This is a genomic window from Ruegeria sp. K7 (assembly GCF_056531785.1).
Genome location: NZ_JBQFMJ010000008.1, coordinates 68,630 through 94,884, shown reverse-complemented (window position 1 = coordinate 94,884; position 26,255 = coordinate 68,630). Strand labels below are relative to the sequence as shown.

General features: G+C 58.6%; 27 protein-coding genes. 18 read left to right on the top strand and 9 right to left on the bottom strand.

Annotated elements, in window-relative coordinates:
- Positions 1-27: 27 nt before the first annotated feature.
- Complete coding sequence (locus tag ACR0FE_RS14070) at positions 28-1,443, bottom strand: aminotransferase class V-fold PLP-dependent enzyme (protein WP_480913407.1); 1,416 nt, start codon at positions 1,441-1,443, stop codon at positions 28-30.
- Between the two features lie 103 nt (positions 1,444-1,546).
- On the opposite strand from ACR0FE_RS14070, the gene ACR0FE_RS14065 reads away from it, so the two are divergent.
- Complete coding sequence (locus tag ACR0FE_RS14065; protein WP_170614784.1) at positions 1,547-2,008, top strand: Lrp/AsnC family transcriptional regulator; 462 nt, start codon at positions 1,547-1,549, stop codon at positions 2,006-2,008.
- A 124-nt stretch (positions 2,009-2,132) separates the two neighbouring features.
- Here the strand turns inward: ACR0FE_RS14065 and rpsD are convergent, their stop codons facing one another.
- Positions 2,133-2,753, bottom strand: a complete 621-nt coding sequence (gene rpsD, locus ACR0FE_RS14060) for a 30S ribosomal protein S4 (RefSeq protein WP_170614785.1) — start codon at positions 2,751-2,753, stop codon at positions 2,133-2,135.
- Positions 2,754-2,971: 218 nt separating this feature from the next.
- Positions 2,972-3,391: a hypothetical protein gene (locus ACR0FE_RS14055; protein ID WP_480913405.1), complete on the bottom strand. Its 420-nt coding sequence runs from the start codon at positions 3,389-3,391 to the stop codon at positions 2,972-2,974.
- A gap of 375 nt (positions 3,392-3,766) precedes the next feature.
- On the opposite strand from ACR0FE_RS14055, the gene ACR0FE_RS14050 reads away from it, so the two are divergent.
- Together ACR0FE_RS14050 and ACR0FE_RS14045 are read left to right on the top strand one after the other, a co-directional pair.
- Positions 3,767-4,189, top strand: a complete 423-nt coding sequence (locus tag ACR0FE_RS14050) for a hypothetical protein (RefSeq protein WP_170614787.1) — start codon at positions 3,767-3,769, stop codon at positions 4,187-4,189.
- Between the two features lie 216 nt (positions 4,190-4,405).
- The gene (locus ACR0FE_RS14045; RefSeq protein ID WP_170614788.1) at positions 4,406-4,768 is read left to right on the top strand and encodes a hypothetical protein; all 363 of its coding nucleotides are present in this window, start codon (positions 4,406-4,408) and stop codon (positions 4,766-4,768) included.
- A gap of 115 nt (positions 4,769-4,883) precedes the next feature.
- On the opposite strand, the gene ACR0FE_RS14040 is transcribed toward ACR0FE_RS14045, so the two are convergent.
- Positions 4,884-5,687, bottom strand: coding sequence for a glycoside hydrolase family 25 protein (locus tag ACR0FE_RS14040; protein ID WP_480812328.1), 804 nt, complete (start codon positions 5,685-5,687; stop codon positions 4,884-4,886).
- 389 nt (positions 5,688-6,076) lie between these two features.
- On the opposite strand from ACR0FE_RS14040, the gene rplS reads away from it, so the two are divergent.
- Positions 6,077-6,460: a 50S ribosomal protein L19 gene (rplS, locus tag ACR0FE_RS14035; RefSeq protein ID WP_170328369.1), complete on the top strand. Its 384-nt coding sequence runs from the start codon at positions 6,077-6,079 to the stop codon at positions 6,458-6,460.
- Between the two features lie 11 nt (positions 6,461-6,471).
- Positions 6,472-6,693 (top strand): 50S ribosomal protein L31, encoded by a 222-nt coding sequence (rpmE, locus tag ACR0FE_RS14030; RefSeq protein ID WP_170428949.1) that lies wholly within the window; start codon positions 6,472-6,474, stop codon positions 6,691-6,693.
- Positions 6,694-6,757: 64 nt separating this feature from the next.
- On the opposite strand, the gene ACR0FE_RS14025 is transcribed toward rpmE, so the two are convergent.
- Positions 6,758-7,129: a VOC family protein gene (locus ACR0FE_RS14025; protein WP_480913402.1), complete on the bottom strand. Its 372-nt coding sequence runs from the start codon at positions 7,127-7,129 to the stop codon at positions 6,758-6,760.
- Between the two features lie 366 nt (positions 7,130-7,495).
- Between ACR0FE_RS14025 and ACR0FE_RS14020 the strand changes: the two genes are divergently transcribed.
- A complete protein-coding gene (locus ACR0FE_RS14020; RefSeq protein WP_170614791.1) occupies positions 7,496-8,305 on the top strand; it encodes a division plane positioning ATPase MipZ in 810 nt (269 codons plus the stop codon).
- A 36-nt stretch (positions 8,306-8,341) separates the two neighbouring features.
- On the opposite strand, the gene ACR0FE_RS14015 is transcribed toward ACR0FE_RS14020, so the two are convergent.
- Positions 8,342-8,878: a winged helix-turn-helix transcriptional regulator gene (locus tag ACR0FE_RS14015; protein WP_480913400.1), complete on the bottom strand. Its 537-nt coding sequence runs from the start codon at positions 8,876-8,878 to the stop codon at positions 8,342-8,344.
- 40 nt (positions 8,879-8,918) lie between these two features.
- On the opposite strand from ACR0FE_RS14015, the gene ACR0FE_RS14010 reads away from it, so the two are divergent.
- Positions 8,919-9,296: a VOC family protein gene (locus tag ACR0FE_RS14010; protein ID WP_480913398.1), complete on the top strand. Its 378-nt coding sequence runs from the start codon at positions 8,919-8,921 to the stop codon at positions 9,294-9,296.
- Positions 9,297-9,330: 34 nt separating this feature from the next.
- Here ACR0FE_RS14010 and ACR0FE_RS14005 read toward each other — a convergent pair whose 3' ends face one another.
- The gene (locus tag ACR0FE_RS14005) at positions 9,331-10,566 is read right to left on the bottom strand and encodes an adenylate/guanylate cyclase domain-containing protein (protein WP_170807880.1); all 1,236 of its coding nucleotides are present in this window, start codon (positions 10,564-10,566) and stop codon (positions 9,331-9,333) included.
- A gap of 61 nt (positions 10,567-10,627) precedes the next feature.
- Entirely contained in the window at positions 10,628-11,080 is a 453-nt protein-coding gene (locus tag ACR0FE_RS14000; RefSeq protein WP_480913397.1) for a MarR family winged helix-turn-helix transcriptional regulator, read from the bottom strand.
- A 57-nt stretch (positions 11,081-11,137) separates the two neighbouring features.
- Here ACR0FE_RS14000 and hmgA point away from each other — a divergent pair, with 57 nt between their 5' ends.
- Genes hmgA through fahA form a run of 3 tightly spaced genes read left to right on the top strand, consistent with a single transcriptional unit; the run spans position 11,138 to position 14,419 of the window.
- Complete coding sequence (hmgA, locus tag ACR0FE_RS13995; RefSeq protein ID WP_480913395.1) at positions 11,138-12,493, top strand: homogentisate 1,2-dioxygenase; 1,356 nt, start codon at positions 11,138-11,140, stop codon at positions 12,491-12,493.
- 6 nt (positions 12,494-12,499) lie between these two features.
- Positions 12,500-13,123, top strand: a complete 624-nt coding sequence (locus tag ACR0FE_RS13990) for a LysE family translocator (RefSeq protein ID WP_170614797.1) — start codon at positions 12,500-12,502, stop codon at positions 13,121-13,123.
- Between the two features lie 39 nt (positions 13,124-13,162).
- Complete coding sequence (fahA, locus tag ACR0FE_RS13985) at positions 13,163-14,419, top strand: fumarylacetoacetase (RefSeq protein WP_480913394.1); 1,257 nt, start codon at positions 13,163-13,165, stop codon at positions 14,417-14,419.
- A gap of 99 nt (positions 14,420-14,518) precedes the next feature.
- Here fahA and ACR0FE_RS13980 read toward each other — a convergent pair whose 3' ends face one another.
- Positions 14,519-15,400: a LysR family transcriptional regulator gene (locus ACR0FE_RS13980; protein WP_480913393.1), complete on the bottom strand. Its 882-nt coding sequence runs from the start codon at positions 15,398-15,400 to the stop codon at positions 14,519-14,521.
- Between the two features lie 103 nt (positions 15,401-15,503).
- On the opposite strand from ACR0FE_RS13980, the gene ACR0FE_RS13975 reads away from it, so the two are divergent.
- From ACR0FE_RS13975 to cphA, 8 genes are all read left to right on the top strand, one after another.
- On the top strand, positions 15,504-16,946 hold the full coding sequence (locus ACR0FE_RS13975; protein WP_480913392.1) for an aldehyde dehydrogenase family protein: 1,443 nt from the start codon (positions 15,504-15,506) through the stop codon (positions 16,944-16,946).
- On the top strand, positions 16,946-17,923 hold the full coding sequence (locus ACR0FE_RS13970; protein WP_480913390.1) for a membrane dipeptidase: 978 nt from the start codon (positions 16,946-16,948) through the stop codon (positions 17,921-17,923). The genes ACR0FE_RS13975 and ACR0FE_RS13970 overlap by 1 nt, the downstream gene beginning before the upstream one ends.
- On the top strand, positions 17,920-19,605 hold the full coding sequence (locus tag ACR0FE_RS13965; protein ID WP_480913388.1) for a hypothetical protein: 1,686 nt from the start codon (positions 17,920-17,922) through the stop codon (positions 19,603-19,605). Before ACR0FE_RS13970 ends, ACR0FE_RS13965 begins: the two co-directional genes overlap by 4 nt.
- Positions 19,602-20,189 carry a DUF3726 domain-containing protein gene (locus tag ACR0FE_RS13960; protein WP_480913386.1) on the top strand — a complete coding sequence of 196 codons (588 nt, stop codon included), beginning with the start codon at positions 19,602-19,604 and terminating at the stop codon, positions 20,187-20,189. The genes ACR0FE_RS13965 and ACR0FE_RS13960 overlap by 4 nt, the downstream gene beginning before the upstream one ends.
- Positions 20,190-20,199: 10 nt before the next feature.
- On the top strand, positions 20,200-21,210 hold the full coding sequence (locus ACR0FE_RS13955; protein ID WP_480913384.1) for an Ldh family oxidoreductase: 1,011 nt from the start codon (positions 20,200-20,202) through the stop codon (positions 21,208-21,210).
- Positions 21,211-21,311: 101 nt separating this feature from the next.
- Positions 21,312-22,478 carry a beta-aspartyl-peptidase gene (gene iadA / locus ACR0FE_RS13950; protein ID WP_480913382.1) on the top strand — a complete coding sequence of 389 codons (1,167 nt, stop codon included), beginning with the start codon at positions 21,312-21,314 and terminating at the stop codon, positions 22,476-22,478.
- A 56-nt stretch (positions 22,479-22,534) separates the two neighbouring features.
- Positions 22,535-23,431: a cyanophycinase gene (locus ACR0FE_RS13945; protein ID WP_480913380.1), complete on the top strand. Its 897-nt coding sequence runs from the start codon at positions 22,535-22,537 to the stop codon at positions 23,429-23,431.
- A gap of 15 nt (positions 23,432-23,446) precedes the next feature.
- Positions 23,447-26,248 carry a cyanophycin synthetase gene (gene cphA / locus ACR0FE_RS13940; protein ID WP_170614807.1) on the top strand — a complete coding sequence of 934 codons (2,802 nt, stop codon included), beginning with the start codon at positions 23,447-23,449 and terminating at the stop codon, positions 26,246-26,248.
- The last annotated feature ends 7 nt before the right edge of the window (positions 26,249-26,255 follow it).

Here is a 26,255-nt window from a genome sequence, read left to right as displayed (position 1 = left end):
AACGGGTTGAGAAAAGCGGCAATTCCCTTAGGCCGCCCGGAAGCGGGCCGTTGCCGGATCAGCGTCGTAGAATGGCACGAATTCTTCGGTCCGGTGCGACAGGTCATTAACACTGTCGATGATGAACTGAACCGTCTCTTCGGTCATCAGGTACGAGAAGTTCAACCGCACCCAGCCGGGTTTCTTCATCTCTTTCCCTGCGGACAATTCGGCATGCAAAACCTCGGATGTCGCGCGGTCTATGCCCAGCAGTCGGTGCGCATAAGGCCCGGCGCAGGCACATCCGCCCCGGGCCTGAATGCCAAACACATCGCTCAGCATGCGGGTGAACAACTGCTGGTGCACGGGCTGGCCGGAATTGTCGCGTACGAGAAACGAAAAGATGGGCAGGCGGTGCGAGTTGTCCACGCCCAGCAATGTCAGGTTTGGATTGCCACGCCAGCCGTCCAGCGCCATTTGATTGTAAAGCGCCTCGCGCTTTGCGATCTCCTCGGCGCCAACGACATCCTTGACGATGAAGGCCAGCGCGGCGCGGATATCTCCGATGACGTTTGGCGTTCCGGCCTCTTCCCGGGTGGCAAGATCTTCGCTGTAATCATGGCGCCAAGGCGACACGAAACTGACCGTTCCGCCACCGGGCCAGCTGGGGCAGGTGCGCTGAACCGCATGACTGTTCACGATCAGAACGCCCGACGCCCCCGGCCCGCCCGGAAATTTGTGTGGTGACACGACTATCGCATCCTTGCGCGCGTCCGCCGGCCCCATATCCATCGGCAGATAAGGTCCGCCACCGGCATAGTCCCAGACCGACACAGCACCATGCGCCTTCAGCAACCGTGTGACCGGATCGGGATCGGTGATGATGCCCGTCACGTTTGATGCCGCCGAAAACGAACCAATCAGCAGATCCGCATCCTGGTTTGCAACCAGCGCCTCTTTCAGTGCATCCAGATCAAGGCCACTCTCTGGGGCTTCGGGAATTTCGATCACACGCGCCTTGCTTTCCCGCCATGGCAGAATATTCGAATGATGTTCATACGGCCCGATCAGGACAACTGGCTGGTCAGCTTGCTCTATCCCCAGCAAACTGACCAGCCGGTTGAGACCCGCAGTGGCGCCCGACCCGGCAAAAATCACCGCGTCTTCTCCCCTTGCGCCAACAATGCGGGCGATCTCTGCGCGTGCTTCGCGGCGCAAACGTGTCATATAGGATCCGCAAAAAGAGGCCTCAGTATGGCTGTTGGCATAGAACGGCAACACATGCCCGGCCACAAAGTTTTCGACCTGCCGCAACGCACGGCCGGAGGCCACGTAATCCGCATAGACAAGCGGTACGCCCCGAAGCAGACCAGGGATCAGCACGTTCTCTCCGATCAGCCCTTCACGCAGGGATGAATCTTGAGCGGCGGTCTGAAGGTTTGCTCGAAATTCGGACAAGGTCATTGCATCTGCTCCATTCCTTTGGAACCAATGTGATTGAACTATGTTCTAAAAACTTCACCTATTTTTGCTTTATTTTCTCCTTTTTTGTGTCATATGATCAGGAATGACCTCAAAATTAGATCAATTGGACATACGCATTCTGAAAGAGCTGCAACGGGATGCTTCGTTGTCGCAACGCGAGTTGGCCGACCGGGTCGGCCTGTCGCAGAATGCGTGCTGGCGCCGCCTCAAGGCGTTGACCGACGATGGCGTGCTGCAAGGCTCCAGTGCCCGGATCGCGCGTGAAAAGCTGGGGCTCAGCCTAGTTGTCTTTGTCATGCTGCGCACTCGGCACCATTCAACGGAATGGCTGCAGGCTTTTCGCAGCCACGTCCTGACCATCCCTGAAGTGGTGGATTTCCACCGGATCGGCGGCGACTATGACTATCAACTCAAGGTGGTGACCCAGGACATGGCATCTTACGACAAGGTCTATCAGCGCCTGATCGAAAAGGTGGAACTGGACAGCGTGACTTCGTATTTCGCCATGGAAGCGATTGCCGAGGGGCGTCCGCTACCGCTCTGATCCGCACTTCATCTGGCCAAAAATATCCCGGGGGAAGCGCGGCCTGCCGCGATGGGGGCAGAGCCCCCAACAAAAAAGGGCCGCGCAGAACAGCGCGGCCTTTGAAACTTGGGATCGGCGAAGATCAGTTCTTCGCGTAGAATTCGACGACCAGGTTCGGCTCCATGACGACCGGGTAAGGCACATCGCTCAGGCCCGGCGCGCGCACGAAGGTCGCGGTCATTTTCGAATGGTCGGCGTCGATGTAGTCAGGCACGTCACGCTCGGCCAGAGCAGCGGCTTCCAGAACAACGGCCAGTTGCTTGGACTTGTCACGCACTTCGATCACGTCGCCTTCCTTGACACGGTAGGACGGGATGTTGACGCGCTGGCCGTTTACCTTGACGTGGCCGTGGTTCACGAACTGACGTGCAGCAAACACGGTCGCCACGAACTTGGCGCGATAGACTACAGCGTCGAGGCGACGCTCCAGCAGGCCGATCAGGTTTTCACCGGTATCGCCTTTGACACGCTCGGCTTCGGCGTAGATGCGGCGGAACTGCTTCTCGGTCAGGTCGCCATAATAGCCTTTCAGCTTCTGCTTGGCGCGCAGCTGCAGACCGAAGTCCGACAGTTTGCCCTTGCGGCGCTGGCCGTGCTGGCCGGGGCCGTATTCACGACGGTTGACCGGGGATTTCGGACGACCCCAGATGTTTTCGCCCATCCGGCGGTCGATTTTGTACTTGGCAGACGTGCGTTTGGTCACGGCTGATCTCCTTCGTTCAGGTCGAGGCCCATTCAGGCCACTATGAAGGGCGTTGTCCTCTTGAGGTTTCCCCCATGACAGGCATCCCCTTGCGGGGGCCACCAACACCAATGAAGCAGCGCTTATATCCGTGAATTTCGGAGAGTCAACAGGTCTCGGGGCTTTGATTTTTTAACCCGCAGGGAAACAGCCGGCCTGTTGCACCAATAATGGGGAAGTTACCGAAGGCCGTTCCGTGCCGGAAATGCGATCACTGTGCTGTTGCTGTGATCGATGGCGTCAAATGGCAGGCTGATTTCCCAGATTTCGCTGACCCAGTAATCCTGATCCCGCTCGGGGAAATCCTGTTCAAAAACCAGCGTCGGCGCGTCTTCACCTTCGGGGACAATCAACTCCCCTCGATATTGCCGTGCACCGTTGGTCAGAACAACAGTGCCAAACACATCACCGGGTATCTCCGAAGAGGAATATACACTTTCAGCAACAACCCTGCTGCCGACGCTTTCTGCCTTGCCCAGCATCATCTCGGCAGCCACGCCCAGTCGACGTGCCACGCCGCGCCAGGACCATGCCGCACCTACCGTCAACGATTCCAGAGGCGCAGCCTCAAGCCCGTCGATTTCAGTTTGTGTCCACAAGATAGCTTTGCGACCGTTTTGTCCGGTTCTCATTTGCCCGCCCGACCTTTCAACAAACTACACGTTACCGATGCGTATTTATCTATTAAGAATTGGTCGGAAAAAAGACCGAATTGCAGCATTCACAGGAATGTTGTGCTTTTGCCATTTCAAAACGATACTTCCGGGCTTTTCAAAGAGTTTCAGCACACAGCCCACTGACATTCAGGGACACGATCACCCCCCTCTTTGGCCGCCTCATCCGGGCGATTGTGACCAGAAAGTCGCAGAAAGCAGCAATGAAGCAATTCACTTTGAGGTTGCTCGAAAATGCAGGTACTCAGCCTGGAGAATACTGGTCGGAATCGACCTCCCAAGAGTGAATAAGTTTGTAAAATGAAAAAGTTATTGTTTGGTGCATTACTTGTTGTGAGTGCTTGTGCCGCCAATCCCGGACCATCCATCCCCGTAAAGCCCGGCCACGATCTTGCCTTTGCCCGCAGGGCAGTTCAGAGCTGTTCGGCCAATGCCGAGGCCGGCGGCACCAGCGCCGTTGTCGGTGGCTATGCAACCGGTGTCATTCTGGTGGGCGTCATCCTGGGCCCGGCGATTGTCGGGCTGAATCAGGATACCATTTATGAAAACGGCAAGATCGACGGCGTCGACCGCTGCCTGGCCAAGCACGGCTTTGAGCGCCGTGACCTGACGGATGGTGAAGTCTTCTGGCTGGGCGACAGTTACGGCACGGAACGCGAGAACCGGTTAAGTCACCTCATCGGCGGCGGCACCGTTGAAAGCTACAAACCGACTTTGAATTGATGGGTGCACTTGCCTGACGGCATCCGTGGCGGGGAACGTCTGCGCCTCGGCATGCGCGTGGCAAGTCATTGCAAGTACGGATATCCTGCCCGATCGGTACAGGATATCTGACCGGATTACAAAAGTTGTCATTGCGAAACCATTGCCCGCGAGACGGGTGGTCTCTTAGCGTTTGAACAGGGTCGCAGACCCAACAATTTCAAGCAGGAGATTACAATGAAAACTGGAATGATACTTGGAATTATCGGCGGTGTTATCGCCTTATTGGTCGGTGCGGTGGGCTACAGCGCCTCATCCGCCCTAGGCTCGTTGTCCAGCGGCATCGGGTACGAGCAGGGCGCATCATCCGCGCAGTTCTACAGCATCATGTCGCTGGTGTTGCCGGTCGCCGGCCTTCTGGGCGGAGGCATCGCCGGCAGGAACGCGCAGGTTGGAGCTGGCCTGATGGGCCTGTCCGCCGTCGGAATTTTATGGGCCTTCGGCCTGAGCTTTTTGTCAATCGTTCCCGCCGTCCTTCTTGGGCTCGGCGCTTTTCTGGTGCTTTCAGAAGGCGAAAGCAGTTCGCCTGAAAATAGCTGAGACACCTACCAAAACAGGCATGCCCAAATGGGCAAGCCTGACCGGATCATCCGTGCTTTTGCTGTTACCCGGAATTCGCAAAAGCAAACGTCCGGATCTCACCCCCCAAGAAAACTCAGTTGCCTCCAGCCTTCCAGCGGGCCCAGATTTCCGGCTCTCCGTTGAATGTGTTGATATCAACCTTGCCCTGGACCCCCGGGACCAGCCCGGTGCCAGTGTATTGCCAGAAACGCCAGATCGTATTCGGATAAACGTCGCGAGGGTGCCCGGCAACCGAACGCAACCAGAACTCGGTTTTGGGCAGGCGACTGATATTGGTGTCCTGATAAAAATCCACGGTGGTGTAGACGATCGGTCTGCGCCCGTAGTGACGCTCGAGAATATTCAGGAATTTCTCGGCCTCGGCCCGCACTGTTTTGCCATCGGGCCGCAAAGTGCAGGTCTTGGAATGTGGCGTCCATTCCATGTCGAGAACATGGGGCAGATCGGCACCCTTGGGCACGTTGCGGATAAACCAGCGGGCCTGTTCGGCAGCAGGACGGCAAAAGTAATAATAGTGATAGGCGCCCCACGGCACACCCGCTGCCTGCGCGCCCTGCCTGTGTTCGTTGAAGCGCGGGTCTGCGAAATCGCCCCCTTCAGTGGCCTTGATGAACACAAAGCTGACCCCGGCAGAGCGGGCAGTGCGCCAATCGATCGAGTCCTGCCAGCGCGACACGTCCAGCCCATGGACCGGGTAGCTTCCGGGTTGCCGCCCCTCCCACTCATGAGGGTCCGCATCGCCAAAGCGAGGGTGAATAACCAATGGCGGTTTCGGGTCCGTTACCTCGAAGTGCTCGACCACCTGTGGTGGCGGAGGACGCCGCCCGCATGATACAAGTGTCAGCCCGATGAGTGCCAGTAAGACCACTAAGCGCATTATTCTAACCTGCCTGAAATATCTGCTCGTATTGTTGGGTTCAGAATGACAAATCTGGGTGATAAGACAACGCTACAATTGCGTGACGGCGGAAACTTACCGCTTGCACACCGGGCACCTTCAGAAATTGACAATTCATGCTTGATCCCGGGCACCAAAACGCCTAAAGCAGCGCAATCCGGTGCCGCGTCATGCGACTCCGGTGTTTTGGTTTGTTTCAAAGCGTGACGTCCCGCTTTCTTCGGCCCGGACGCGATGCGGCAAGCCAGACCAAAGGAACATTCGATCTGACCTCTGGCGGGCTGTGCGCAGGACCCGGTGAAGACCAAGAGCTCTCAGGCCGTGCCCAAACTTCGTGGACCAACCACGAGCAGATAGGAGTACCTGCGATGGACCTGATCGCACAGCTTGAGGCGGAACAGATTGCCGCCCTGGGGAAAGACATCCCCGATTTCAAAGCCGGAGACACCATCCGTGTCGGCTTTAAAGTGACCGAAGGGTCGCGTACCCGTGTGCAGAACTACGAAGGCGTCTGCATCGCGCGCAAAGGTGGCAGCGGCATCGCCGGTTCGTTCACCGTTCGCAAAATCTCGTTTGGCGAAGGCGTGGAGCGTGTTTTCCCGCTGCATTCGACCAACATCGACAGCATCACCGTTGTCCGCCGTGGCCGCGTCCGTCGCGCCAAACTGTACTATCTGCGCTCGCGCCGTGGTAAGTCCGCGCGTATCGCAGAAGTCACCAACTACAAGCCCAAGGCTGGCGCCGAGGCGTAAGGAGCGGAAAGATGAAAAAAGACATCCATCCCGATTATCACGTCATCAACGTCAAAATGACCGATGGCACCGTGGTTCAGATGAAATCCACCTGGGGCGCCGAAGGCGACCAGCTGGCGCTGGAAATCGACCCCTCCTCGCACCCCGCGTGGACCGGTGGCTCGTCGCGTCTGATGGACGCCGGCGGCCGCGTGTCGAAGTTCAAGAAAAAATACGAAGGTCTGGGCTTCTAAGCCTGACCGGTTCCGAATGCAGAAGGCCGCCCATTGGGCGGCCTTTTTTTGGAGCGTGTTGGGATTATCCGAACACGTAAAAGCACAGCTTGTTGCCGTCCGGGTCCCGCACATATGCGCCGTAGAAACGGTCAGGCACACGCTGGCCCGGCTCGCCCTCGTCCGTCGCGCCAAGGCTGATGGCCCTGTCATACATGGTGGTGACCGCATCTTTGGATTCGGCGACAAAGGCCAGCATGTTGCCATTTCCTGACGCGCAGGTTTCGCCGTCATAGGGTTCGCAAACCGCCAGCATGGGTGCAGTCGGATCGTTGCCGATGAACGCAATCCGACCGGCATCGATCAGAACCTGCGCGCCTTTGTCCGCGAAAAGCGCAGTATAGAACTCCTTGGCCTTGTCCATGTTGGAAACACCAATGGTAACATATCCGATCATTCAGGATGTCCTTTGTTGATTGCTTAGCTATTTGCGACGCACTGTCCGTCAGGTGCCACAGGTATACAAGTCACGAAACCGGCATCGACTGACCTTGAAAGCCACTGGGAAAGTGCAGGTCACGGCCTTCGCAACCACGCGCTGTTTTTGCCTGTCTGGCCCATCGTTTCTTTGGCAAATCTGAGAAACGGTGCAAGCCGCCCGTCTTGTTACATGGCGTAACCCGCCCGGGCCGCGCTGTTTTCCGGTTTCCTCGCCAATAATAGGCCAATACACCGCTTGAGGTTCTTTCCTTCCCACCAAACACAACATATAGTGGCGACAAACAACGTGTGGGTAAACACGGCGGGACTTGGGAATACAAGCATGGCACATATCATTGTGGTCGGGAACGAAAAGGGCGGCGCAGGCAAATCGACCGTTTCGATGCATGTGGCGACGGCGCTGGCGCGGCTGGGGCACAAGGTCAGCACACTGGATCTGGACCTGCGGCAGCGCAGCCTTGGGCGTTACTTCGAAAACCGCCTGAACTTTCTCAGAAGTTCGGACCTGAGCCTGCCCAGCCCGCGTCATCACGACCTGCCCGAAATCGATGCGGCCACGCTGAAGCCGGGCGAGAATATCTATGACCACCGCCTGTCCGCCGCCGTTGCTGAACTGGAAAGCGACAGCGATTTCATCCTGATCGACTGCCCCGGCTCGCACACGCGCCTCAGCCAGGTGGCGCATTCGTTGGCCGACACGTTGATCACACCGCTGAACGACAGCTTCATCGACTTCGACTTGTTGGCACGGATCGACTCGAAGGGTGAAAAGATCCTCGGGCCGTCGGTCTATTCGGAAATGGTGTGGAATGCGCGTCAGCTGCGGGCGCAGGCAGGGCTGAAACCCATCGACTGGGTTGTGGTCCGCAACCGGGTCGGCACACAGCGCATGGTAAACAAAGAAAAGATGCAGCGCGCGATCGAGATGCTGTCTCAGAGGATCGGTTTCAGGGTTGCATCCGGCTTTTCCGAACGGGTGATTTTCCGCGAGCTGTTTCCGCGCGGCCTGACCCTGCTGGACCTCAAGGATATCGGGGTCAAACAGCTGAACATCTCGAACATAGCCGCGCGACAAGAGCTGCGCGACATGATGAAAGAACTGAACCTGCCGGGGGTCGAGATCGACTTCTGACGGGGCACATCTTCACCGCTGCCTTGAACATCCTGATCATTTTGCCAGGGCGATCGCCTTGTTGACTTCGATGCCACGATTGATGGCAAGGTAGGTCGGAAAGGGCGACCGGCCTGAGACATCGATTTCGCGCCTAAGCCAGTCATGCGTTTCCAAAAGATAGAGCGACTTCGACAGCGCGCGGTCGGTGATCGTGGACAGATCTGATTTTATGACAGAAAAGCGCTGGGGTTTTTGCGTCACGGCCAGAATCGGCACGGTCCAGCTTCGCCTCAGAAGGGCAAAGTCGTCTTCGTCGGGCACAGCTTTAACAATTCTGCTTGCAACCTCGGCCATTTCTTTACCGCTCTGTGTTAGCCGGAATTCGGGGCGCAGTGGATGACCGTGGCCAGGGTTTTTCTCAAGAAGCCCTAACTCGATCAGGTGCCCAAGGCTTTGGGTAAACGAACTGCGGCCTGCCCCCGTCGCCGCAATCAGCGGTGCCTGCCGCCCCGGAACGCCTGCGTGCAGCTTTGCCAGAATGCTCAGCGACCATGCCCGCGACGTAAGCTTGACAAGTGACTTTGTGTCCATAAAGTATAGTTACTTTATTATTAGATAGTAGGAAAGACCGATGCTGCCAGTTTCTTTGGAAAACACGATCACGCTTGCGATCTCAGTCCGCGACCGTCACGCCAGCGCCAAATGGTACAGCGACATGCTTGGGTTTGAACTGATCCATCACATTGACGAGGCCGGCTGGAGCGAAATGCAGACAAAGACCAACGGCGTAACCTTGGGACTGGGCGAGCAAACCGAACCCGCGCCCGGCAACACCGTCCCTGTATTTGGAGTAAGCGACATAGACACGGCAAGGGGCGCGCTGGAAACGGCCGGGGTCAAATTCGACGGCGACACAGAAACCATCGAGGGGATGGTCAGCACCGCCACATTCTACGACTTGGACGGCAACGCCATGATGTTGGCGCAGGACCTGACCGGACAAGGATGACATCTTACGACCGGTGCAATCCCACGGGCCGCCGTTATTCGGCGGCCCTGTAGACAGTAAACAGCTCTTTCGGCTCGGTCACACCGCGCAACATGTAGCGGCCCAACGATACAAGCTCGTGACTGCAAGGCTCGGCGGCCCGGGCGACGTCGTCTGATATCAGGATTCGCTGCCCCAGAGACCGGTGCATGCCGGAGATACGGGCGGCCTGATTGACAGCAGGTCCGATCACGGTGAAATCCAGCCGGTTTTCCGCTCCGATATTGCCATAGAGGATCTCACCTGCGTGCAGCGCCAGGGTGTAACCAACAACGCGCAGACCCTCTGCCTGCCGCTGCGCGTTCCTTGCGGCCATTCGATCCTGCAACAGCGCCACGGCAGCAAGCGCGGCGCGGGCGTCTTCGTCGATTTCCCCGACATCGAACATGGCCATCAGCCCGTCGCCCATGAATTTCAGGATGTTGCCACCGCATTCGTGCACGACCGCCACCACAACTGCCAGATAGTCATTCAGCATTTCGATGATTTCCGGGCCGGGCAATTGCTCGGACAGGCTGGTGAAATCTTCAAGATCGAAGTTCCAGATCACGGCGTCGATCTGCTGTAGCGAGCCGCGGCGAATTTCCCCTGACAGCACCCGGCGCCCCGCGTCCCGGCCCAGATAGACGCGCATCAGATCCCTGGCCATCCGGCTGTTGGACGCCGATTTGAGCGCAAGTCCCAGATGGGGCAAGACGGAATTAATCAGGTTCAGATCATGATCGCGGAACCCCTCGGGCGCGTCGCTGGTCCAGGACATCAGCACTCCGTCAACCGAAGTGTCCGGTTCTTTCAGGGCCTCGCGCATGGGACGCTCGAAGGATACGCCTGTCGCGTAATAATCCGTGGCGCCCTGCTCGCGCAGTTCATTGAGCAACGGAAAACGGCTGGGCGTGTTCTGATCGACCAGCCGTTCACGCAGGTTCTGCATGTCCTCTGTCATCAACGCATAAAGCGGGCTTTGCTGCCATTGCGGACTGGGTTCTTCGGAATACTCGAACTTCTGATAGTCTCCGCCATGCCCGTGATACCAGCTGTATCCTGTGCCGCCATACACGGGGTGCAGGGCGGATTGCGCCGCGTGAAATCGCATGAGGGGCACACCCAGATCAACCAGTCGCGCGCAGTACCCGTCCAGCAACTCTTCTTTTCCGGCCCCTTCCAGCCCCCGGTCGACCAGCCATTCGATCAGAGAGTCCGCTTTTGCCGTTTCGGTGTCGGGGGCCGTCATATTCAAGTCCTGTATCAAGTCTCTTGATCATCTGGGGTAAGGGACGGCAAATTACCAGTGCTCAAACCATTCCCGCCAGCTTCCGAAGCATTTGCCGCAACAGGATAACCTCGTCATCGGAAAACGCATTGGCAAGCTTTGCGTCATATTGCTCGGCAATGTCGCGCAGTTCGCGATATACGCGCGTGCCGGCGTCCGTCAGCCTGAGATGCTCGACCCGGCGGTCCGTGTTGCTTTGGGTGCGCGCCAGGTAACGGCGCTGTTCCAGCCGCTGAACCGCCCGACTGATCTTGGTCTTGTGCACCTTGGCCCTTTGGCCGATCTCCTTAGCGGTCATTTCCCCGAAGTTGCCAAGATGGAACAGCACGCGCCATTCGGTGCGCAGCATGCCGTGCCGCCCTTTGTAAATGCGCTGGAACTCAAGCGAAACCTCTTCCGCAGCCATGTTCAGAAGAAACGGCAGGAATTCCTGCAGATCAAAGTCATCTTTTTTGTGTGAATCGGGCTTTGCCATACTTGTTAGTTACAAAATCAACTATTACCCGACAAGCAGCAAATGGAGGAACACAGGATGAACCGTCCGACTGATCCACACAAACTGACCCAGGCCAGCACTCCGGTCGGGACCCACGCGGGCTACATGCCCGGCTTTGGCAACGACTTCGAAACCGAGGCTTTGCCGGGTGCGCTGCCGCAGGGCATGAACAGCCCACAGAAATGCAACTATGGCCTTTATGGCGAACAGTTAAGCGGCACAGCTTTTACCGCCAACCCGCCCGAGCGGACCTGGTGTTATCGCATCCGCCCTTCGGTCAAGCATTCACACCGTTATGAAAAGATCGACCTGCCGCACTGGAAATCTGCGCCCTGTGTTGATCCAAATGTGATCAGCCTGGGCCAGTATCGCTGGGACGCGGTCCCGCATTCTCAGGAAAAGCTGACCTGGCTGACCGGAATGCGCACCATGACGACAGCAGGCGACGTAAACACGCAAGTCGGAATGGCGAGCCATATCTATCTGGTCACCGAGTCCATGGTGGATGACTATTTCTATTCTGCCGATTCCGAATTGCTGGTCGTGCCGCAGGAAGGCCGCCTGCGCTTTGCGACCGAGTTGGGCATCATCGACCTGGAGCCGAAAGAGATCGCCATCCTGCCGCGCGGTCTGGTTTATCGGGTCGAAGTGCTGGAAGGCCCGGCGCGCGGCTTTGTCTGCGAAAATTACGGGCAGAAGTTCGAACTTCCCGGCCGCGGCCCCATCGGCGCGAACTGCATGGCCAATCCCCGCGATTTCAAGGTACCTGTTGCGGCTTTTGAAGATCGCGAGACGGCATCGACGGTGACCATCAAATGGTGCGGACAGTTCCACACGACAAAGATCGGGCACAGCCCGCTGGACGTCGTGGCCTGGCATGGAAACTACGCGCCCTACAAATACGATCTGCGCAATTACTGCCCTGTCGGCGCAATCCTGTTCGACCATCCCGATCCGTCGATCTTTACCGTCCTGACCGCCCCGTCCGGGCAACCCGGCACGGCCAATATCGACTTTGTTCTGTTCCGCGAACGCTGGATGGTGATGGAGGATACGTTCCGCCCGCCCTGGTATCACAAGAACATCATGTCCGAACTGATGGGCAATATCTACGGTCAGTACGACGCCAAACCGCAGGGCTTTGTTCCGGGCGGCATGAGCTTGCACAACATGATGCTGCCACATGGACCCGACAAGGATGCCTTTGAAAAAGCATCGAATTCCAACCTGGGTCCGGACAAGCTGGACAACACCATGTCCTTCATGTTCGAAACGCGGTTCCCGCAGCATCTGACACCCTTCGCAGCCAACAAGGCGCCCTTGCAGGATGACTACATCGATTGCTGGACTTCGCTTGAGAAAAAGTTCGATGGAACGCCTGGAAAGAAGTAGTCAGCCATGAGCCTGGACATCTGGATCACCTATGTCGGAACCGTCCTGCTGTTGATGAGCACTCCGGGGCCGAGCCAGTTGCTGATGCTGTCAAACTCGGCGGCCAACGGCTTTTCCCGGGGTCTGTTCACGGCAGCGGGGGATCTGACGGCAAATCTGCTGCAAATGCTGGCGGCGGGTCTTGGGCTGGCGACGCTGATTGCCACATCGGGCATTGCACTGACCGTGATCAAATGGCTCGGCGTGGCGTATCTGGTTTTTCTTGGCGCACGGTCCATCCTGCGGGCTGAACGAAAGACGCTTCAGAAAGCCGTCAGAACAAGCCGGAAATCACTTTGGGCGCAAGGGTTTATCACGTCTGCGGCAAACCCGAAGGCCGTGGTGTTCTTTGCCGCCCTTTTCCCGTTGTTCATCGACGGCGCCTACCCGTTCTGGCCGCAGTTTGCCGTTTTGTCGGCGACCTATCTGGTCATGGACGGCCTGTTCCTTTCGGCCTATGGCGGCAGCGCAAGCTGGCTGGCCAGACGGCTCAGTGGACAGGCGCGGCTTTGGCTTGACCGGGCGGGCGGCATTTTCATGATACTGGCGGCAATCCTGCTTGGGTTGAAGTCCCTCCGCCCGACAGCATAACGGCGGCATCACGCCACAAGACACGAAAAAGGACAGACCATGCCTTTGAAAAAATCCTGGGTGGCTTCGGCCAATGACGCGACGCACCCGTTTCCGCTGAACAACCTGCCCTATGGGGTCTTTTCGACCGAGGGTGAAGAACCCCGTTGCGGCGTCGCCATCGGAGACATGATCCTGGACGTCACCACTGCCGAGGCCGAAGGCCTGATCAACTTGGGTGACGAGCCGCTTTTCGATTTGCCCTTTTGGAACCCGGTGATGGAGGAAGGCCCGGCCGTCTGGGGCGCATTGCGCGATCGGCTGACTGCCCTGCTGGCCGACGGGTCGGACGAACAGGCAAAGGTCGAGCCACTGCTGGTGCGACAGGATGAAGCCGAGTTGCACATGCCCTTTGCGGTCAGCGAATACACCGATTTCTACGCGGGCCGGAATCACGCTTTCAACGTTGGGACAATGTTCCGTGGCCCTGAAAATGCGTTGCCGCCGAACTGGCTGCATATCCCGATCGGTTATAACGGGCGCGCCTCCTCCGTGGTGGTTTCGGGCACCGATATTCGCCGTCCTTGGGGGCAGCTCAAATCGCCCGATCAGGATCTGCCGGCATTTTTGCCCAGCCGCCGATTCGATATCGAGCTTGAAATGGGGGCAATTGTCGGCACTCCGTCCGATGGTCCGATCTCGGTTCAGACGGCAGATGACCACATTTTCGGCTATGTCCTGCTGAATGACTGGTCCGCGCGCGATATTCAGGCATGGGAATACCAGCCGCTGGGCCCGTTTCAGGCCAAGGCCACCGCGACTTCGATCAGCCCGTGGATCGTCACCAAGGCAGCGCTTGAACCCTTCCGGTGTGACACACCGGAGCGTGAGTTCGAATTGTTGGATCACCTCAAGGATTGCGGCCCGATGCTCTATGACATTGAGCTGGAGGTCACGATGGCGCCCGAAGGCAAGGCAGCCAATACCATCGCGCGAACGAACTACAACGAGATGTACTATTCCGCTGCGCAGCAGTTGGCCCATCACTCCACATCGGGTTGTCCGATGAATGCAGGTGATCTGCTTGGGTCGGGGACCATTTCGGGCGCGACAAAACCCGAACGTGGATCCTTGCTGGAACTCAGCTGGGGTGGGAAGGAACCACTTGCGCTGGACGGCGGAGAGACACGCAGTTTCATCGAGGACGGTGACACACTGACCCTGAAAGGTGCGGCCAAAGGGGATGGGTATGTCATCGGGTTCGGTGATTGCGTCGGAACCGTTCTGCCGGCGCTGTCTGACCCCTATAAGTCCTGAGTTTTATTGGAGACTTCCGCCAGTCCTGCAGGCAGGCATCGGCGGGGGTCTCCCTTGCAAGACTGTGGTGGGTTTGTAGTCATCATGCCTACCGCGTCATCATTGCCCGCCTCCCAGATCAAGGCCCTGAATGAAGGCACTGATCTCATCGGTCATGTCCTGAAACCGTGACCGTTCGCTGACATAAAGATAGACCTGCCTTTTGTCTGCAAGGTCCGAAATGGGTCGGAAGGCCGTCGCCTCGGGGATGAACCGGGCAACGGTTTGCGGAAGAACCGTCACCCATCTGCCTGTTCGCACCATCGTTACAAGCGAGTGTGTGTTGTGGATGGTGACATCCGCACTTTCGATGGCCTGCACAAATCGCGGCGAGCGGATCAGGCCGCACAATGCGTTCCGGATGAACGGAGCCGATGCGACATCATCAATTGTCGGTGCGGCTTCAGCTTTGATCAACGGATGATCCGACGCGCAAACCAATCCGAACAGGTCTTCAAACAGGGCAATCGCCCGGAACCCGTTCAGTGCGTGGTGGCCTGAGGCAATTCCGATATCAGCCTTGCCCTCGACCAGCGCATCAAGCACCTGCTGCGTATCCGTATCGCGCAGTTCGATCTTGAGGCCCGGAAACCGCAGCGTCATATGCGCCAGCGCCGCCGGAAAAACCAGCGCCGCAACCGACGGGACCGAAACGATCCGCAACAGGCCGTGTTCGGCATCCGCTGCCGCCTCAATGTTCTGCACGGTCTGATCGAATTGACGAACCTGTTTCAGTGCAAGCTCGAACACCTGCTGCCCCAAAGGTGAAAGACGGTTCTTGCGCTCGCCCTCGAACAGTTTTTTGCCGAGGTGTTCCTCAAATTGCTTCAATGTCATCGACACGGCGGATTGCGTCCGCCCAAGCCTGTCGGCGGCTTCATTCAGCTGACCGGTTTGGGCAACGGTGCAAAAACATCGCAAAGTTTCGATCTTGATTGCCATAGTTCAATATTCCTGAAGTTTTCTTCACTTATTTGAGTTTGACTGATATTGCTGCAAAAAGCCATCCTGACAGAAATCCTGTTTTTCGACTCTGGGGCGCATTGTGACCAAACTGAACCTGATCGCCGGCGAATGGCTGCCGGGCGAAAGCGAAATTGAAAACCGCAACCCTTCGGACCTGAGCGATCTGGTCGGCATGTTCGCGCAGGCCAGCCCGGACCAGCTGGACGCGACACTGGATCAGGCGCGCGTTGCGCAGACCGAATGGGAGGCCTATCTGCCCGAACGCAAGCAAGCCGTTCTGATGAATATCGGGAATGAGCTGATGTCACGCGCCGAAGAGTTAGGCACGCTGCTGTCACGAGAGGAAGGCAAACCGCTTGCCGAGGGCAAGGGCGAGGTCTATCGCGCAGGCCAGTTCTTTACCTATTACGCCGCAGAATGCCTGCGTCAGATCGGTGAAAATGCAGACAGTGTCCGGCCGGGTGTCGAGATTGACGTACGCCGCGAAGCGGTTGGCGTCGTGGCCATCATCAGCCCGTGGAATTTCCCAACCGCGACCGCTTCGTGGAAGATTGCCCCGGCGCTGTGTTATGGCAACGCGGTTGTCTGGAAACCCGCGAACATCACCCCGGCGTCGGCTGTGGCCCTGACCGAAATCATCGAACGACAGGACATCCCCAAGGGTCTGTTCAGCCTTGTCATGGGCTCAGGCCGGTCCATTGGCCAACGACTGGTGGAAAGCCCAAAGGTCAACGCTATCTCGTTCACCGGTTCGGTTCCGGTCGGAAAGGGCATCGCTGCCGCCGCCATCCAGAACCTGACCAAGGTGCAGATGGAGATGGGGTCCAAGAACGCTCTGGCGGTGATGGATGACGCTGATCTGGATCTGGCCGTCACACTGGCGCTTGGCGGCGCTTTTGGCGGCACTGGCCAGAAATGCACTGCGTCTTCGCGTCTGGTCGTTCATGCCGGTGTGCATGATGCGTTTTCCGAAAAGCTCGTGGCCGGTGCGAAGGCCATGAAGGTCGGCCATGCCCTGCAGGATGGGGTGCAGATGGGGCCGGTTGTCAGTCAGCAGCAGCTCAAGGAAAACCTGAGCTATGTGGAGCTTGGCAAATCCGAAGGCGCTGAGCTTGCCTGTGGTGGCCAGTTGCTCGACATGCCGCATGACGGGTTCTACATGTCCCCCGGCGTGTTCCTGAACACGACCAACGATTTGCGCATCAACCGTGAGGAAATGTTCGCGCCCCTGACCAGCGTCATCAAAGTCGGCAGCTATGACGAAGCGTTGAGCGTGGTGAACGACACCAATTTTGGCCTGACCTCGGGTATTGTGACCAAGTCGCTGGCCCGCGCCACACACTTCCGCCGCAATGCACGTACCGGTGTTGTCACGGTCAACCTGCCCACCGCCGGAACCGACTATCACGTGCCTTTTGGCGGGCGCGGCGACAGCTCGTATGGCCCGCGTGAACAGGGCAAGGCGGCGGCCGAATTCTACACCACCGTCAAAACAGCCTATATCAGCGCGGGTCCCGTCTGATGCGGATTGACGGGCTGCAATACGCCAACTGGTCGGAAAAGATTTTTCGCCAACTGCGCGAAGGTGGTGTGGACGCGATCCACGTCACCATTTCGTATCACGAGAACTTTCGCGAAACGGTTCTGAACTTTGAAAAGTGGAACCGCTGGTTCGAGCAGTATCCGGACCTGATCATGAAAGGCCGTTGGGCCAGCGACATCGACACAGCCCGCGATACCGGCCGGACGGCAGTGTTCTTCGGATTTCAGAACCCCAGCCCCATCGAGGACGATATCGGGCTGGTGGAAATCCTGCATGACCTTGGTGCGCGGTTCATGCAACTGACGTACAACAACCAGTCCCTTCTGGCGACCGGCTGTTACGAGGCCGAAGACACCGGTATTACCCGCATGGGCAAACAGGTCATCAAAGAGATGAACCGCGTTGGCCTTGTGGTCGACATGAGCCATTCGGCAGACCGGTCGACTATCGAGACCGCCGAACTGTCCGAGCGTCCCATTGCCATCACTCACGCCAATCCGCACGAATGGTCTCCGGCCCTGCGCAACAAGCGCGCGCAGGTTATTCGTGCGGTGACGGAAAATGGTGGGATGCTCGGCTTTTCGGTCTACCCTCATCACCTGAAAGACAAATCCGCATGCACGATTGAAAGTTTCTGTGAGATGATCGCGCGTACCGCCGACACATACGGCGTTCAGCATCTGGGGATCGGCACCGATCTGTGCCAGGACCAGCCCGACAGTGTGGTCGAATGGATGCGTGTAGGGCGCTGGACGAAAGAGATCGATTACGGCGAAGGCTCGGCCAGCAATCCCGGCTTTCCGCCGATGCCGGACTGGTTCCGCGACAATCGCGATTTCGGCAACATCGAGGCCGGATTGCGTACCGTCGGCATGAGCGAAGACGAAATTGCCGGTATCATGGGCGGTAACTGGTATCGGTTCTTTAATGAAAGCTTCGGACCTCAACACGCATGACACCCCCCGCCCCTCATATCGCGCGACGTGATCCTGCGAAGGTGATGCGCCTTTCCCGCCTGGGCTCGCTGCATCAATGTCGCCTCAGCTTCATGCGGCAACTGACGCGGCGCATGGCGGAGGAGGCCTGGGTTTTCTCTCGCCCGGTCTTTGAGATTGATGACAACGGTGTCGGCCATGCGGTTTATACCGCTTGCGGTCCCGAGCGCGCGTATTCTCTGGTCGCGTTTGCCCATGACCTGCCGCCCGAACAACGCTCGGACCGGGTGATTGCCGAGGCGTGGGATGCCACTTTCACACTGTTTGACGGGGTTCCGACGTCCGAGGATATCGCGCGACTGTCAAGGAATGTCCCGCTGCAAGAGGCGGGGCGCGTCAGCGAAAGCGAACTGTCCTTGTCCCGGGCCAACCGGTCCGTTCGCTTGTGGGCCCATGTTGTCGACAGTCTTGCCGCCGGACAACAGCCCGAGCTGGAGCAGATTTACAAGGTCGGCTATCTGATGCGGACCACGGCGGTTTACGGTTCCGGCAAGTTCGGCGCGGCGGATCGCGAGATAACGGCAGATCGTTCCGAGGTCAGCGGTCCGTTCCAGATCGAGATGCTGTCAGTCTACCTGACCCGGGTTTTTGTGCGCGATCTGGTACAGCATATGGCGAATGTCAAAGGCAATGGACAGGCTGCGGTGCTTGACCCGCAAATCGCACGCTGGCTGGGCATCGGCAATTCCACAGGGTTGGGAATGGCGCCGTTTATCGTCAACCATCCGATCCTGTTCAACAACTGGATCATGGCACGGGAAGAGGCCATCGCCCGCGTGCGCGGCATCGAAACTGCATCCAGCGACGAAGTTCAAAAATTCCTGAACATCTTTGACCGCAGCATGTTGTCGACCTCATGGTGGCGGTCGGATCACCCGATACAGATTGAAAAACTGGCGACTCTGAACGCTGATCTGAAGGCCATCTCGGACTATCTGGAACAGGATGACCTGACGCAGAACCAACCCTGGGACCGGCTTGTGCGCTGGTCAGAGAACACGCTCAGCGAAGAAGGTCAGGAACTGGTCGTCTCGCTGATCATGGAACCCTACCCCGAGCTTGTGGATGGATTGGCAAGCTGCATGGCCGACAGCAACACGCAGGCACATCTGATCGACGGCGCGATGACGGTGAATCAGGTCCGTTCGCTGATCCGCGAAAGCTTCGACTGGGCATTGGATGTTGATTGGACCAACCCGCAGAATTGCGCCCGGGCCTGGTATGTTTCGGAAGAAAAGCTGGAACCCAGATTGGGTGAGCGGTTCGAGGAGCCGATCTCGGACTATGAACAACCGCTGGCACCAGCACGTGATGCGGCACTTGCCTGCCAGCAGCTTGCCAGTTGGCAGGACAACGCACCCATCGCTGAGTTTCTGCTGCAACACCCGGAACACCGGCATACGGTTCGACGGGCTCAGATGTCATGCGTCGCACCCTACGGCGAAATCCGTGACAATACGATCAGTGCAGATGTTCTGCCCATCGACATGTTACGTGCCAAACTCTCGTTTTTCGGAGCAACCCATTTCGATCCGCGGTCAGACCGATGGGTTCGCATCTGCATGTATTCAGGCGCGCCCTACCCCGAGGAATTGACGCCTCAAACGGCGGATCTGTGGGTTTACCCGGAGGCTGTGGAATGAGCTATTCCCTGAACGAGGTTGAAGCCACGGCCAAACGGGCCGCACGCGGCGCGGGCTACAGTTGGGGACTGGCCGAGGAAGCCGGCAAGGCAACACGCTGGCTATGCGCGCAGGGGTTGGACGGTACCGGAGCGTTGGCGCGGCTGCTGGAAAAAGAAACGATCCGGTCAGGCGAACGCGGTCCGTGCCCTCTGTCAAACGGCGCATATCTGTCCGACAGCGCGCATATTCTGAAGTCAGACCCTATAGTGTTGCGGCAAGTCGAATGCCCACTGCTTCTGGTGCCGTTTGCGGCCTATGCCGCACGTCGACTGGAGTCTTGTGTTGCAATCACCTGCGATGGCGCTGAGATTGTTACTGACGGAGCCGTTGTTTCAACCTACGATGCGCTGCCCAATCGTGCCGATCGCGTTGAAATCCGTCCAAGCGGCGATTTGACCAGCATCGCGCCACATCGATCCCGCGCCACCCCCAACCCAGGGGATTGGGAGACCCTGAACAGGTTTGCCCACCGCACCTACGCCCCCGCCACCGATGCCTCCCGCCTTCTGGGTGCTGGTGCCGGGCTTTCCGACAATGACTGAAGAGAAACCCATGATCGAGACCCGCACCCTGACCCTCGCAGAAATCGAAGATCTGGCCTTTCGCGCGCTTGTCGCTGCGGGCACCACCGAGGCCAACGCCCGCCCGCTGGCAGTGGCCACCGCTGCAACCGAAGCGGATGGTGTTGCAAGCCACGGCCTCGCCTATATCCCAATTTATTGTGAGCATGTGCAGTGCGGCAAGGTGGATGGTCGGGCCGAGCCCGTTCTGACCCGCCCGCGCCCCGGTGTCATCAACGTCGACGCGGCGACGGGTTTTGCACATTCCGCCATCGATCTCGGGTTCGAGGCGCTGACAAAGGCTGCGCGCGATCAAGGCGTGGCAGTGCTTGCAATCCGCAACAGCTATAACTGTGGTGTTCTGGGGTATCATACCTACCGGCTGGCGCAGGCCGGTCTGGTGGGTCTGGGCTTTACCAACGCCCCCGCTTCGATCGCACCATCCGGAGGATCGAAACCTGTGGTTGGCACCAACCCGTTCTCGGTTGCGGTTCCCGGCCCGGACGGGCAGCCATCGCTGCTGATTGATCAGAGCGCCAGCACCATCGCCAAAAGCGAAGTGATGAAACACGCGCGCGAAGGCAAGGCCATTCCTGTCGGCTGGGCGCTGGACCCCGATGGCAACCCGACAACCGATCCCAATGTCGGCCTCAAAGGCTCGATGGCGCCGTCCGGCGGCTACAAGGGCGTGGGCGTTGCATTGCTGACCGAGGTCATGGCCGCCGCGCTGACCGGAGCCACACTGGGCATCCATGCATCGCTGTTTTCGGGTACCGCCGGTGGCCCACCCAAGACCGGCCAGTTCTTTATTGCAATCGATCCCGCCGCCACATCCGGCGACAGTTTCGCCACCGGGATAGGCGCGCTGGTAGATGCAATCAGGGCGCAGTCGGGCGCCCATCTTCCGGGGGACGGTCGCGGCGCGAAGCGCGCTGCGTCACAGGCCGATGGGGTTGCAGTCAATGTTGCCACACTGGACAAAATCGAAACCTTCCTGAACTGAATCTGGCGGAACATGATCCGAAGGCAATCGCACGGAAATGTTTGAGCTTTGCGAAAGGGTCAAATAAAGAACGTTCGTTTTGTATATGACGGACCGCCGATATGCTGATCCTGATCAGGAATGCCAATCTTTTTACACCCAAGCCCTTTGGGATAGGTCATCTTTTGGTCGCTGCCGGACAGATCGTTTATCTGGGCCGGGACCTGCCTGATCTGGGCAGGCCCTTGCAGGTTGACGTGTTGGATGCCGAAGGCGCGCCGGTTGTGCCCGGTCTGATCGACGGCCATGCCCACATCACGGGTGGGGGCGGCGAAACCGGACCTGCCAGCCGAGTGCCGCCGATGGTATTGTCCTCGTTCACGCGGGCGGGCGTCACCTCGGTCGTTGGGGTTTTGGGGACCGACGATCTGACCCGCAATACGCAGACACTGGTGCAGCAAGCCTACGGTCTTCGCGCAGAAGGACTTTCGGCCTGGTGCCACACGGGCGGCTATCACGTCCCGCTGACCACGCTGACCGGGTCCGCCCGTGGCGACATCGTGTTCCTTGACCCGGTCATCGGTGTCGGTGAACTGGCGATCAGCGATCATCGCTCCAGCCAGCCGACACTGGACGAGTTCCTGCGCATTGCCAGCGAGGCGCATGTTGCAGGGTTGATGACAGGCAAGGCCGGGATCGTTCATTGCCATATGGGGGATGGCGTGCGCGGGCTTTCGATGCTGGAACAGGCGATCGAGACCAGCGAAATTCCGGCCCGGGTCTTCAATCCGACCCATGTCAACCGCAACAAGCCGCTGTTCGAACAGGCCGTCGCCCTTGCCCGTCATGGCTGTTTCATTGATGCCACGGCCTTTCCCTGCGCGCATGTCGATCCAGGCATTTCCGCTGCCGAAGCCTATGTTCAGTTTCGTGATGCCGGCGGGCGGACAGACCGCTTCACCATCAGCTCCGATGGTGGCGGCTGCCTGCCCGCATTCGACCATGAGGGCAATCTGACCCGTTTTGGCGTTGGCCTGTCTGACACATTGCCCGAAACGCTGGCCGAGATGGTGGGCATGGGCGTACCTCTGGATGAGGCTCTGCGCCCGTTGACATCAAATGTCGCCGACCTGCTGAAATTGCATGGAAAAGGCCGGTTGAGCAACGGAAAAGACGCCGATCTGGTGGTTCTTGACGAAAACCTTGGCATACGGCATGTGATGGCGCGGGGGGAATGGCATGTCCGCAGCGCCCAGATAGCCCGGCGCGGCATGTATGAACAGATATAAGCGCCTGTGCGGCCCCGGCGGCTGCCCCGCTTCAGGACGAAGAAGGTAATCTTGACATGTGCCCTGCACCCGTTGATGCAGACACCCCTCGCGGGTTCATCATTCCGATTGGTGGCGGCGAAGACCGCGTGAAGGAAATGCAGATCCACCGCAAGTTCGTGGAGCTGTCAGGCGGCGCGGATGCCGACATCGTTGTGATCCCGACCGCCTCGATGCTGGAAGAAACGGGGCCGGACTATAACCGCATCTTTTCCGAGCTTGGCGCGGGTCAGGTCGAATTCCTGCCCATCTCGCGCCGCGCCGACTGTGACAACCCCGATTACGCCGGAATGCTGGACCGGGCGACCGGCATTTTCATGACTGGTGGCAACCAGTTGCGCCTGTCCGCGATTCTCGGCGGAACGCTGGTAGCGCAGAAAATCCGCCGCCGGAATGCGGCGGGCGTGCCGGTTGCCGGAACCTCTGCCGGGGCGTCGATCATGTCCGAACATATGGTCGCCGGAGGCAGCAGCAACTCGGCCCCCGCCGAAGGCAACATCACGCTTGCACCGGGCATGGGCCTGACCAACGCGGTGATCATCGACCAGCATTTTACCCAGCGCAACCGGCTGGGGCGCCTTCTAACCGCCTCATCTTTCAACCCTTTTCTGATCGGCCTTGGAATTGACGAGGACACCGCCGCCTTTATCGGCCCCGACAACGTCCTGGAGGTTGTTGGCAGCGGCACGGTCACGGTCGTGGATGCCAGCCATCTGACGCATTCGTCGATGTGGGACGCACGCCGGGGCGAAGCACTGAGCCTTTTGGGTCTTCGGCTTGACGTTCTGGGCGAAGGGTGCCGTTATGACCTGATGGCTCGCCAGGCTTTTCCGCCAGATGAGCATATGGCGTTCTGCACCTTGCCCGATTTGTCCGGCGATGAGGACACTTTCGGGGGGGAAATGAACAATTAATAAACGAGGAGCCTTATGAAAATAATCTCTACCAATGTCTTCGTCGGTCCCAACGTCTGGGCAAGTTTTCCGGTTATTCGACACGTCATTGATCTGGGATTGTTGGAAGATTGGCCCTCGGCCCGAATAGGCCCCGAATTCATCGACGCATTGGTCGCGGCCCTCCCCGGCCTTGCCGAGCATGGCTGTTCCTACCGCGAGCCGGGCGGCTTTATCCGCCGTCTGCGCGAGGATGAAGGCACCTGGCTGGGTCACGTGCTGGAACATTGCGCCATCGAGGTTCAGAACGTGGCCGGCACGGATGTGACATTTGGCCGGACGCGGGGCACTGGCGAACCCGGCCAGTACAATATGGTCTACGAATATCGCCAGCGCGACGTGGGACTTGATGCCGGGAAACTGGCCATGCGCCTGCTAATGCACCTGCTGCCGCAAAACCTCAAAGAAGCCCTGGACTATGATTTCGATCCCGATTTCGATTGGGACGACGAGTTGCGCAGCTTTGTTCTGCGCGCCCAGCGCAAGGAATTCGGCCCCTCGACCGGGTCGTTGGTCAAGGCCGCCGAAGAACGTGACATTCCATGGATCCGCCTGAATGAAGGATCGCTGGTTCAGTTCGGGCATGGCAAGTATCAGCGACGCATTCAGGCGACCATCACGTCCGAGACCAAACATATCTCGGTCGAGATTTCCTGCGACAAGGAAGATACCCACAATCTGCTGAACGATCTGGGCCTGCCGGTGCCACAACAGCGCATGGTCTATTCGGCCCGCGAAGCCGCAAAAGCAGCTGGCCGGATCGGATTTCCGGTGGTGGTCAAACCGCTGAATGCCAATCACGGCCGCGGAGTATCGATCAATCTGAACTCGGAATCCGAGGTCGAGGCCGGTTTTGCCGAGGCCAAGGAACACTCGCGAAGCCGCGCCATTCTGGTTGAAAGCTTCATTACAGGATTTGATCACCGGATGCTGGTGGTGAACAACAAGCTGGTCGCCGTCGCCAAACGGGTTCCGGGTCATGTGATGGGGGATGGCAAGCATACGATTGCGGAACTGGTCGCTATCGTGAACCAGGATCCGCGCCGGGGCATCGGGCACGAAAAAGTGCTGACCATGCTGGAGATCGACAATCAGGCCAAACGCCTGATGGAAAACGCCGGTGTGACTGAAGAAACCGTTTTGCCGGAGGGCGAGGTTTTCTATTTGCGCTCTACCGCGAATCTGTCCACAGGCGGCACGGCCATCGACCTGACCGATGTGGTTCATCCCGACAACCGCGACATGGCTGAACGCGCCATCATGGCGGTTGGGTTGGATGTGGGCGGTGTCGATTTTCTGATCGACGACATCACCAAGTCCTACAAGGATATCGGCGGCGCGATTGTCGAGGTGAACGCAGCCCCCGGATTCCGGATGCACGTGGCTCCGTCCGAAGGCCAACCGCGCGATGTTGCCGGTCGGGTGATCGACATGCTGTTCCCGGTCGGGGACAAGACACGCATCCCCATTGCGGCAATCACGGGAACCAACGGGAAAACCACAACATCGCGGATGCTGAACCATATCATGAAAACCAGCGGCAAGACCGTTGGCATGACCTCGACCGACGGGGTCTATGTGGATGGCAAGCTGAGCGTCAAGGGCGACATGACCGGGCCCAAGTCGGCCCAGATCGTGCTGCGCGATCCGATGGTCGATTTCGCCGTGATGGAGACCGCGCGTGGCGGGCTGGTGCGTTCGGGCCTGGGCTATCAACGCTCGAACGTGGCCGCCTGTCTGAACGTATCCGCCGACCATCTGGGGCTGGGTGGCATCAACACGGTCGAAGAGCTTGCCGTGGTCAAACGCGTCGTGGTGGAAAGCGCCACGGATACGGCCGTTCTGAACGCCGACGACATCAACTGCCTGAAGATGGCGGATTATGCCGGGGCAAGTCAGATCTTCTATGTCACGACCAATCCCGGCCACAGTCTTGTGAAAGAACATATCAAGGAAGGCGGCAAGGCCATCGTGCTGGAAAAAGGCATGAACGGCGACATGCTGACCATATACGACAATGGCCTGCATATCCCCGTGCTCTGGTCGCACCTGATCCCGGCGACACTGGAAGGCAAGGCGATCTTCAACGTGCAGAACGCCATGTTTGCTGCCGCCATGGCCTATAGTTTTGGCGTTGATCTGGACAACATCCGCCACGGGCTGCGGACCTTTGACACCAGCTATTTCCAGGCACCGGGGCGGATGAACGTTTATGACGAACATCCGTTCAAGGTAATCCTGGATTATGGCCACAACCCCGCCGCCCTGAAGGCAATGGCGGCGCTGGCCGACCAGCTAGAGATCAAGGGCCGCAGGCTGTGCGTCGTATCGATGCCCGGTGACCGTCGTGACGAGGACGTCGAGGATGCGGGCGCGGCGCTGGCCGGTCATTTTGACCACTTCATCTGCAAGGCTGACGACCGCCGCCGCGGACGCGGGCATGACGAAATTCCTCAGATGCTGCGGCAGGCGTTGATTGCAGGCGGCACGCCGGATGAGGCGATCACAATCATCCCTGATGAGGTCGAAGCGGTGACGGCGGGTCTTGAAATGGCAGCTCCCGGCGATCTGCTGGTGATATTCGGCGACGACACCACCCGCTGCTGGAAACAGATCATCTACTTCAATTCGGATGGCGACGCACCTGAAGCTGAAGCAATCGGAAAGCCTGCCCCTGTTGAGACCTCTTTCGAGGACATATTCGACAGCGATCAGGCCCTGATCCGGGACGAGCGCGGCGTGCGTCTGGCCCGCGAAATCAGCGAAGACGCGGATTGAGCCGAGG